This window comes from Dorea sp. D27, assembly GCF_001185345.1.
Classification (GTDB): Bacteria; Bacillota; Clostridia; order Lachnospirales; family Lachnospiraceae; genus Extibacter.
In genome coordinates this window covers 296,341-306,186 of the sequence record NZ_KQ236747.1, presented here as the reverse complement: position 1 = coordinate 306,186, position 9,846 = coordinate 296,341, and the positions used below count along the sequence as shown (strand labels likewise).

The 9,846-nt window shown below is 50.1% G+C and carries 8 protein-coding genes; 2 read left to right on the top strand and 6 right to left on the bottom strand.

The features are described 5' to 3' along the window. Nucleotides 1-15: 15 nt before the first annotated feature. A complete protein-coding gene (gene dapF / locus HMPREF0980_RS17255) occupies nucleotides 16-873 on the bottom strand; it encodes a diaminopimelate epimerase (protein WP_049730303.1) in 858 nt (285 codons plus the stop codon). A 167-nt stretch (nucleotides 874-1,040) separates the two neighbouring features. Between dapF and HMPREF0980_RS17250 the strand changes: the two genes are divergently transcribed. Further along, nucleotides 1,041-1,886, top strand: a complete 846-nt coding sequence (locus HMPREF0980_RS17250) for a helix-turn-helix domain-containing protein (RefSeq protein ID WP_049730302.1) — start codon at nucleotides 1,041-1,043, stop codon at nucleotides 1,884-1,886. Here the strand turns inward: HMPREF0980_RS17250 and hflX are convergent. From hflX to HMPREF0980_RS17225, 5 genes are all read right to left on the bottom strand, one after another. Further along, a complete protein-coding gene (hflX, locus tag HMPREF0980_RS17245) occupies nucleotides 1,832-3,106 on the bottom strand; it encodes a GTPase HflX (RefSeq protein WP_049730301.1) in 1,275 nt (424 codons plus the stop codon). The two genes, HMPREF0980_RS17250 and hflX, sit on opposite strands and share 55 nt — an antisense overlap. Before the next feature lie 5 nt (nucleotides 3,107-3,111). After that, entirely contained in the window at nucleotides 3,112-3,639 is a 528-nt protein-coding gene (locus tag HMPREF0980_RS17240) for a tetratricopeptide repeat protein (RefSeq protein WP_049730300.1), read from the bottom strand. A gap of 8 nt (nucleotides 3,640-3,647) precedes the next feature. After that, nucleotides 3,648-5,510: a heavy metal translocating P-type ATPase gene (locus HMPREF0980_RS17235; protein ID WP_049730299.1), complete on the bottom strand. Its 1,863-nt coding sequence runs from the start codon at nucleotides 5,508-5,510 to the stop codon at nucleotides 3,648-3,650. A gap of 31 nt (nucleotides 5,511-5,541) precedes the next feature. Beyond that, nucleotides 5,542-5,901 carry an ArsR/SmtB family transcription factor gene (locus tag HMPREF0980_RS17230; protein ID WP_049730298.1) on the bottom strand — a complete coding sequence of 120 codons (360 nt, stop codon included), beginning with the start codon at nucleotides 5,899-5,901 and terminating at the stop codon, nucleotides 5,542-5,544. Between the two features lie 170 nt (nucleotides 5,902-6,071). Beyond that, on the bottom strand, nucleotides 6,072-8,411 hold the full coding sequence (locus HMPREF0980_RS17225) for a heavy metal translocating P-type ATPase (protein ID WP_084002927.1): 2,340 nt from the start codon (nucleotides 8,409-8,411) through the stop codon (nucleotides 6,072-6,074). A 368-nt stretch (nucleotides 8,412-8,779) separates the two neighbouring features. Here HMPREF0980_RS17225 and HMPREF0980_RS17220 point away from each other — a divergent pair, with 368 nt between their 5' ends. Then, on the top strand, nucleotides 8,780-9,451 hold the full coding sequence (locus HMPREF0980_RS17220; RefSeq protein WP_084002925.1) for a hypothetical protein: 672 nt from the start codon (nucleotides 8,780-8,782) through the stop codon (nucleotides 9,449-9,451). The last annotated feature ends 395 nt before the right edge of the window (nucleotides 9,452-9,846 follow it).

The following is a 9,846-nucleotide window of genomic DNA, read 5'->3' as shown; positions in this document are numbered from 1 at the left end:
CTATGCCTTAGTATACTATACGCTTCTTAATTTTTCTACAAATTCGTTGCTGAGGGTAATCTTTGCCACATAGAATACGTCTCCTGTCATATATACGTTCCAGTCAGCTTCTACTTCTACCTGCAGCTCTCCCCCCGGCATGTGGACGATTACTTTATTGTTTGTCATGCCGAGCTTATGCGCGACACCCGCGGCGGCACAGGCGCCGGTACCGGATGCAAGCGTATATCCCGCCCCTCTTTCATATATCTCTATCGCTATATTTTCCTTATCGATGACCTGCATAATCTGCGTGTTGATACGGTTCGGAAAGTATCTGGCAATCTCTGCGTAGTCGCCAATCTTGCATACGAGCGGCTTCGATATCTCCCTCATCGGGATAACACAGTGCGGATTGCCGATAGAAACACATGTTACGGGATAGAGTGTCCTGCCAAAAACCATGTCCTCATTGATGACTTCCCTTCTCTCCCCTGTCACCGGAATATCGTCGCTGTAGAAGGACAGTTTTCCCATAGACACGCGGAGACGGCTGCCGTCCTCATTCAAAAAGGCCACCTCAACCGGGCCATGTTCTGTAAACAGCTTGAAATGCTTCTTCTGCACATACCCTGCATCCTTCAGGTATTTGGCAAAGATACGCACTCCATTGCCGCTTGTCTCAGATTCGCTCCCGTCAGGATTCCAGACTTTTACAAACATGCCCTCATCCTTCATAACCGGCCCTTCCAGGACACCGTCCGAACCAAGCCCTGCATTCCTGTCGCAGATCATACGGACATTTTCCGGCGTAAGTTCCAGTTCATTTTTATTCGGGTCGAACACGACATAATCATTCCCGAGTCCATGATATCTTTCCAAAACAACTTTCATTCTCGTTACCTCCATAACATAACGTCTTCATGTATCCCTGATTACTCAGAGTCTGCATCATATGTATATCATAACAGGCATTATTTTCAAATTCAATACAAATAATGCTTACTGTATTGCAAATAATGCCCTGTTCCGCTAAAATTATTCCAGAAGGAGGGCGAACGATGGGCGATTATGAAAAACGTGGATATTTAAACAGTGAATTCCGGCTGTTCCACCTGACTGATACGGAGACAAAAGAGGTAGAATACCATTATCATGAGTTTGACAAGATCACTATCCTCATACGCGGCCACGTCAATTATATGGTCGAGGGCAGGTCTTACGAGCTGAAGCCATATGATATCGTACTTGTAAAACACAACGATATCCACCGGCTTATCGTGGACAACCGTTATCCGTACGAGCGCATCATCGTCTATATCTCTCCAAACTTTATGGATGCATATAAAACCGAAGAATACGATTTGAGCTGCTGCTTCCAGAAAGCAGAAAAAGCAGGCTCTAACGTCCTGCGTATCCCTTCGCTTAAGAAGAGCTCCCTGTTCAGATCTATCGCCCGCCTGGAACGTTCCTTTTCAGACGGTGCGTATGCAGCGGCCCTTTACCGCCAGGTGCTCTTCCTTGAATTCATGATTCACCTCAACCGGGCTGCACTATCCAACCGGCTCGAATTCATTGGCACGGACGCCTGCAATCCGAAAGTTATGGATATACTGGAATATATCAACGGACATCTTGCAGATGAACTCAACATCAGTGCCATCGCGGAGACATTCTTCATAAGCAGATATTATATGATGCGCCTGTTTAAGCAGGAAACCGGCTTCACGATAGGAAGCTACATCTCGCAAAAGCGTCTTCTGCTTGGCAGGGAGCTTATACTGTCCGGCACCTCTGCCGCCCAGGCCGCCTATGAATGCGGCTTTAAGGATTACTCCACTTTCCAGCGGGCCTATAAAGCTTTGTTCAATGAATCGCCGAGAGATACGCTTCTTACCTTGCCATAGACAGATACCGGGACATATGCGCTAACAAAGATTCCGTCCTCCCTGTATTCCTCTGCCGTCAGCTCTCCGTACTTCCGTATGAGCTGCAGCTTAGCCGCTTCATTATATGAATACAGCTGTTCTATGAGCACCTTCTGTCCGCGCAGCACGGCTTCTATCATCTCTTTCAGTTCCTCCAGGCCTTCTTTCGTCCTGGCAGAAATCCTGACCGTATAATCAGCCTGGAAATCGCGCACTGTCTGCTGGGCTTCTTCTTTGTCCTGCTTGTTGAATAAAGTAATGACCGGCTTGTCTTTAATACCCAGGCTGCGTAACGTCTCATATACGATGTGCATCTGCTCATCCATCTGGGGATTAGCGGCGTCTACCACATGCAGTATCATATCCGCATATTTTGCCTCCTCGAGCGTGCTGCGGAAGGCTTCTATGAGATGGTGTGGAAGCTTCCTGATAAATCCTACCGTATCCGTAAGCAGGACAGACTGTTTGCTCGGGAGCTTCAGTTCACGCGTCGTCGGATCCAGCGTGGCAAACAGTTTGTCTTCTGCCAGTATGTCTGCATCTGTAAGCGCATTCAAAAGTGACGATTTGCCTGCATTCGTATACCCGACGATAGCGGCCACCGGCACTTGGTTTCTGGCACGTTGTTCTCTCGTAACCTCACGATGGCGCTTTACATCTTTTAATTCTCTGTTCAGCTGGGCTATCCTCCCCTTGATCAGGCGTCGGTCCATCTCCAGCTTCTTTTCCCCCGGCCCTCTCGTTCCGATTCCGCCTCCAAGCCTGGACAGAGACTTTCCGAACCCGGTCAGCCTGGACTGGCGGTATCCAAGCTGTGCAAGCTCAACCTGTATCTTACCTTCGCTGGTAGATGCCCGGGACGCAAAAATATCCAGAATTACCAATGTCCGGTCCATGACCTTAACATCCAGTTCATCCTGGAGATTCCCCATCTGGGCCGGAGACAGTTCATCGTCACAGATGATTCCTGTCGCAGATGCCTCCCAAATCAAATCCTTAAGCTCGGTAAGCTTCCCTTTTCCAACATAAGTGGCAGGGTGCATCTGCTCCCTGCTCTGGATGATACGCCCGGCCGTCTCCGCCCCTGCGGTGGCTGCCAGTTCAGCCAGCTCATCCAATGATTTCTTCGTGTCGTCCTGATCCGATGTACTGACCCCGACTAAGATTACCCGTTCCTTTTCTTCTTTTATATCTATCATATGCCTCACTGTCTCGTCTCTAAAAAATCGGCCTCTTTCTGTGCCTTCTCATCATCGGGGTACTCTGCAATATATTCTTTCAGCTTCGCCCTTGCGCTTTCCCAGTCCCCGGACTGCTCAAAAGCGGCTATCATGTTGAACTTTACTTCTTTTATGAGTTCCTTGCCTGCATCCTCGGCTGAGAGCGCCAGCCTGTAATAGCTGAGAGCCCCCTGTGGATTGTCAAGCTCCATCTCACAGCTTCCGAGCAGGTTATATATGGCTGCCGTCTTTTCTGCTTTGCTCTCGATTGCATGTTTGAACGCATCGCGGGCGCCTTCATAGTCCTTCTGCTCCCACTTGGCCATGCCGATGCCTCTGTAGGCCTCTCCCACGTTCTTATCGGCCTCTACCGCCAGTTCAAACTGTTCCACTGCCTCTTTATATTTTCCCTTTTCGAGATATTCTACTCCTTCTTTTGTATAGTTCTTCACGCACCCTGTCAGCGCGGCGCTCACTGCCACCACAGACAGGATGACTATATATTTCTTCATATTTCCTCCTATACCGTGTATCTGACTACCCATACCGCATTCAGGATAGCCGCGAACATTACTCCAAGTTCTGCAAGAATCGCTTCCCACATCCCGAAATATCCTACAGCCGCCAGCAGAAGAATCACTATCTTCACGCCAACTGAAAATGCTATATTCTGGCTTACTACCCTGATAGTCTCCTTGGAGATGCGGATAGCGTCCTTAATTCTTATAAGTTCGTCTTCCATGAGAACTACATCCGCCGCCTCAATGGCCGCTGCTGAGCCAAGGGCGCCCATGGCGATTCCCACGTCAGCCCGGGCCAGAATCGGAGCATCATTGATGCCGTCCCCCACACATACGAGCTTTTCCATCTTATCCTGCAGACCGAGGAAGTCCTCTATCTGCTCCAGTTTATCCTCCGGCATCAGGTCCATATATGCGTAATCCATATCCAGCGCTTCGGCAACTTCCATTCCTGAAGCCTCATTGTCTCCTGTCAGCATGACAAGCACCGCCCGGCACTTTTCCTTCAGGTACTGCATGAGCGGGCCTGCATCTTCCTTCACTGAATCAGCGATGACTATGTAACCCGCATATTTCTTATCAGCCACGAGATATATCACGGTTCCCGGGCGCTTTATCCTGCTGCGTTCTATATTCTGCTTTTCCAGCATCCGGTAATTGCCTATGTGTACACGCTTCCCGTCATATGTGGCACTGATGCCGAAGCCAGGTGCTTCTTTGACTCTCCGAACGCGTGATTTGTCCAGCTTTCCGTCATAGGCAGCGAGCAGGGACTGTGCAATCGGATGGTTGGAATAGCTCTCTACATGGGCCGCCATCTCCAGAAGCTCTTCTTCTGTCATGCCCTCTGCTTTCATCTCCTTGACATGAAAGACGCCCTCTGTCAGCGTTCCCGTCTTATCAAATATAAATGTATCCGCCTTCGCCAGGAACTCCAGGTAATTTCCTCCTTTTACGACTATCCCCTGACGGGCCGCAGACGCGATACCCGCAAGAAAAGCGAGGGGGATGGACAGGACCAGGCCACAAGGGCAAGCCACGACAAGGAAAATCAGTCCCCTGTATATCCATGTGTTCCAATTGCCGTAAGAAAATGTCAGAGACGGGTATATCATGATGAGAAGCGCGCACACAATCATCACCGGCGTGTACACCCTGGAGAATTTCGTGACAAATGTCTCGCTCTCAGCCTTGTTATTCTGTGCCTCTTCCACCATCTCCATAACTTTGGACACTGTAGAATTCTGGTAGATGCGGCTCACCCTTGCCTCGATGACACCGCTCAGGTTGATGCAGCCTCCGTATATCTCATCCCCCGGTTCTACCGTCTGGGGCATGTACTCTCCCGTCAGAGCCTTCGTATCCACCGTAGATGTCCCTGCGGTGACGACAGCATCGACCGGAATCCGCTCTCCCGGCTTGACGATGATGATATGTCTCAGCTTGAGTTCCGATGGATCCACCCTCGTCTCTTTGCCGCGCACTTTCCTTGTCGCATACTCGGGCCGTATGTCAATCATCTGTTCGATGGAACGTTTGGCACTGTCCGTCGATACGGCTTCGAACATCATTCCAAGCTCGAACAGCAGCATGACAAGCACGCCCTCCGTATATCTCTGTACGCCAAACGCCCCTACCGTCGCCAGGATAATCAGCAGATACTCGGAGAATATCTCCCTTTTCATCAGATTTCCAGCAAGCTGGCGGAAAGCATCAAAGCCTATCACAAGATATGCCGTCAAAAACAATATGAACTTTACCCAGTCAGACAGTGTATACTGTATCGTCGCTGCAACAGCGCAAATGTATATAAACACACCTGTACCGTAGATTAAGAGTCTCTGTTTCAATTGCCTTGTCATTCCACTTTCCTTTTTTGTATATATATGTTGTCTACTCTGTAATATGCTCCATTCCCTGACTAATAATTGTCTGTATATGTCCATCGGCCAGCGAGTAATACACGGTCTTGCCGTCCCTGCGGTTTTTCACAAGCTTCGCCTGCTTCAGTACACGCAGCTGGTGCGAAATGGCAGACTGCGTCATCTCCAGCACCTCTGCCAGGTCACAGACACACATCTCCGATTCCAGAAGCACACATAAGATGCGGATCCTCGTGGCATCTGCAAATACTTTATAGAAATCAGCCAGTTCTTTCATTCTCTCCTGCGGAGGCATCTGTCTGCTTACCCTGTCGATCACATCATCGTGGATACAGACTGTCTCGCAGCATTCAGCTTCTGGTTTCCTCATTTATTACATCCTTTCATATGAATATCCGTTCACTTGTTAATTATGCAACATGGGACATCCCTTTTCAACTGTTTTACCAAAATGACACCAAAATTAACATTTTTGTAATCTTGGTGTCATCTTTTACTATACTGATATCCTTCACTTATCGAACTGCTGTTATACAATCATCACACCCGTTTATACAATATACGGATAGAATTAAGTACGCAGAGCATGGCTACCCCCGTATCTGCGAATACCGCCATCCACATATTGGCCATTCCTGCAAAACCAAGCACTATGATCAGCAGTTTCAGCGCCAGTGCAAACGTAACATTTTGTATCGCGATTCTTCCTGTCGCGTTGGCTAAGCCGATAGATTCCGGTATCGCCGTCACAGAGGATGTCATAAATACAACATCTGCAGCCTCTATCGCCGCGTCCGCGCCGCTTCCCATCGCCGCTCCCACATCTGCACCAGCCAGCACCGGAGCATCGTTAATGCCGTCCCCTACAAACATGACCGGCCCATGTGTCTGACGTATCTTCCTCAGGATGTGAAGCTTATCTTCCGGCAGAAGCTGTGCATGTACCTCGTCGATACCGGTCATATCAGCCACGGCCGCCGCGCTCTCCCTGGCATCTCCGGTAAGCATCGCCGTCACCAGGTTCTTGGCCTTGAGCATACCGATGGCATCTTTCGCCTCTTCTTTGATTACGTCTGCAATGACGAGCCATCCTGCCAGCTCCCCACTTACAGCCACGAGGACTTCCGTCCCGTACCCCTTCTTCCTGTACGCCGCGGTATCTACTCCATGCATTTCCATCAGCGCCTTATTGCCGCAGAGCACTTCGCCGTCACGGAATACGGCACGCACCCCTTTCCCTGGTATTTCTTCCGACTTATCCGGCCTCATGAGTTCCAGCTTCATCTCCCGCGCCGCTTTCACGATACTGCTGCCAATCGGATGGGACGAGTCTAACTCGCAGTCAGCCGCCATAGTAAGCACCTGCTTCTCTGTAAACCGTCCAACTGCTGTTGCCTGCTGTACTTCAAAACTGCCTTTTGTAATTGTACCTGTCTTATCCATGACGATGGCCTTAACGTTCTTCAGCGCCTCAATCGCCACTCCGCCCTTGAACAGTATCCCGCGCCGGGAACCGGCCCCTATTCCAGAGAAGAATGCCAGAGGCACGCTGAGCACGAGCGCGCACGGACAGCTGATTACAAGAAAGGTGATGGCCGTATATATCCAGTGGTTCCAGTCGCCCGTTATCAGTGACGGTATGACAGCCGTTGCAATGGCGGCGGCTACTACTATCGGAGTATACACCCTCGCAAATTTGGTGATGAACTTGTCAATCTTCGGCTTGCTGGCTGCCGCGTTCTCAACGGAATCCAGAATCTTTGTCACCATAGACTCGCTCAATGGCTTTTCAACCCTTACCTTTAATACGCCCTGCTCATTGACACATCCCGAGATCACTTCCATCCCCGGCTTAACGCCCACTGGCACCGGTTCTCCCGTTACCGGAGATGTATCGATACGGCTCTCCCCCTCTTCCACACGGCCGTCGAGGGGTATGCGGTCTCCTGGGCGCACCAGGATAAGGTCTCCTGCCTCTGCATCCCTGGCCGGTATCACATCAACCTCTCCGCCATGCACGAGGTTGACTACCTCGGGCCTCAAGTCGACAGCATCCATTATCTGGGACCGGCTTCTTTCCACGGCCACATGCTCGAACAATTCTCCAATCCGGTAGAACAGCATGACTCCGACTGCTTCCGCAAAATCGCCGATGGCGAACGCGGCCAGCGTAGCTACGCTCATAAGAAAGTTCTCATCAAACACATGGCCTTTTGATAGGTTTTTCACCGCCGTAAATACAATCCCCCATCCGAGCAGTATATAGGCTATAATAAATGCCGCCGAAGCAAGCATCGGATCTGCCGAGGTCCGTTCCAGCACCTCCCCCGCGACGAACAGGATAGCTCCCCCTGCAATAGCAAGTACATCTGTCCTGTTATCTGTGAAAAATCCGGCATGCTCCTGCTTCGCCTGTCTCTGCACCTCGTCTCTCGGCGTAACAGTCACATCGCTTTCTATAGAACGGCATATTTCCCTGAATCTTGGTAGCAGCTTCTCCTGTTCTCGGGCTGCTACCTTCAGCTGTTTTGTCGCATAAGTGATGGTTGCCATCTCTACTTCCGGCAACTGTCGTATCTGTTTTTCCATTTTGGCCGCACAGTTCGCACAGCTCAGGTTCTCCAGCATATATACTTTCTGTGGCACATCTTGGCCCACATGGTCGAATTCACGGCCTGTATGCACCACTTCCTCGTGATGATGGTCATGGCCGTACTGTTCTTCGTCTATATGTTCGTGATGTTCATGACATGCGTGCGTATGTTCATGGCTGTTGTCATGATGGTTTCCATCATGGCATTCATGGCCGTCATCATCGTGATGAGCATGGCCGCATCCACACCCGCATTCATCAAATGCTTTTCTCTCAGCTGCTAACATAACTAATCCTCCTGAACATTTTTAAATAGCTTTAATTGTTTTTATGAACATATGAGCAATCATTCATATGTTGTACTTTAATATAACCACACATCTGTATAAATGTCAATAGAATTTTAAAACTTTCCTAATCGTACATACCCTTACCGAAACGTGCCGGATTCTGCTTGAACAGAGTTCCAGATTATGGTAACATACGTGTACGAGTCAAACATTCTGATTTATCTAAAGTCATCTACGGCAGATCGCCGCACCTATCCGATGTTTGTAACAAATCTTTCATGCGAGGGAGGGATGCCTATGGGGCCGTTCTTTTGTTTTCCGTCTGTTAACCGTGGATAAGATATAATAAAATGAAGGAGAATCATATGAACAAAAGACAAAAGCTGATACCATTAAACAAACTGAACCTTACGGACCGTTTCCTATTCGAGGAAGTAATGGAGGACCCGCTGGCCCACCAGGAGGCGCTCGGAATCATCCTGGGCAGGGATGTCCCGCTCCTTACGCAAAATGAGGCGGAAAAGGAGCTGCGGATCTCGTCGGAGGCACGCTCCGTCCGCCTGGACATCTCCCTGCTGGAGCCCGGGATTCCGGACTACAGCCAGCTGAACGAGTCGTACCTCATCATGATTACGCCTTTCGACCTGTTTGGCCGCGGGAAGTACCGGTACACCTTCCGGGCCGTGTGTGAGGAAGCGCCGGGATGCATCCTCGAAGATGGGGCAACCCGGATCTTCCTGAACACCCGTGGGACGAATGACGATGAGGTCTCACAGGAGCTGGCGGAATTCCTGCACTACGTGGAGCATACGACGGACGAGGCGGCAGAACAAGCCGGGAGCGAACGCATCCGGCGCATCCACGACCGGGTCCGCAAGGTAAGGAACAGTGAAGAAGTCGGGGTGAAGTATATGCAGGCATGGGAAGAGAAATATTACGAGAAAGAAGAGGCAAGAAAAGAAGGAATGCAGGAAGGGCGTGAAGAAGGGCGCACTGAAGAAGTCATTCAGGAGCTCATCAAGGGAATGGGGGTTTAGTGAAGCAGGGCGCCGCTGGGAAGGCAGGGGGCATCTGCTGCGATGCGTCCGGGACTGCGACTATCACACAGATTCCTAAGCCTGTGGAATGTTCGCCGATGGGGCTCTCATCCCACGGGCCAAGGAATCTGGTGAGGATTCTCCGTCCCTCCCGCTTATACCTTCGCATATGTCCCCTGCCTCCCCATCGGCTATCTACTTTACTGGCACGAGCGGGGGTGGCTGTGTGACGTTACTGGCGGTCAGAAGGAATTTATCTGTGCCGGTATATTAATAAAAAAGCTGAGCGAGTGAAAACCTTTGAAAAATGAAATTATTATGAGGAAGAGCCGGAATCAGGTACAGGGCTGTTATATGAGATAACATCCCTTGCCTGATTCCGGCTCTTCTTTCAG

Excerpts from the sequence above, each read along its gene's own strand:
- hflX (WP_049730301.1), bottom strand. The coding sequence starts at position 3,106 with ATGATAGATATAAAAGAAGAAAAGGAACGGGTAATCTTAGTCGGGGTC.
- HMPREF0980_RS17240 (WP_049730300.1), bottom strand. The coding sequence starts at position 3,639 with ATGAAGAAATATATAGTCATCCTGTCTGTGGTGGCAGTGAGCGCCGCG.
- dapF (WP_049730303.1), bottom strand. The coding sequence starts at position 873 with ATGAAAGTTGTTTTGGAAAGATATCATGGACTCGGGAATGATTATGTC.
- HMPREF0980_RS17225 (WP_084002927.1), bottom strand. The coding sequence starts at position 8,411 with ATGTTAGCAGCTGAGAGAAAAGCATTTGATGAATGCGGGTGTGGATGC.
- HMPREF0980_RS17230 (WP_049730298.1), bottom strand. The coding sequence starts at position 5,901 with ATGAGGAAACCAGAAGCTGAATGCTGCGAGACAGTCTGTATCCACGAT.
- HMPREF0980_RS17220 (WP_084002925.1), top strand. The coding sequence starts at position 8,780 with ATGAACAAAAGACAAAAGCTGATACCATTAAACAAACTGAACCTTACG.
- HMPREF0980_RS17250 (WP_049730302.1), top strand. The coding sequence starts at position 1,041 with ATGGGCGATTATGAAAAACGTGGATATTTAAACAGTGAATTCCGGCTG.
- HMPREF0980_RS17235 (WP_049730299.1), bottom strand. The coding sequence starts at position 5,510 with ATGACAAGGCAATTGAAACAGAGACTCTTAATCTACGGTACAGGTGTG.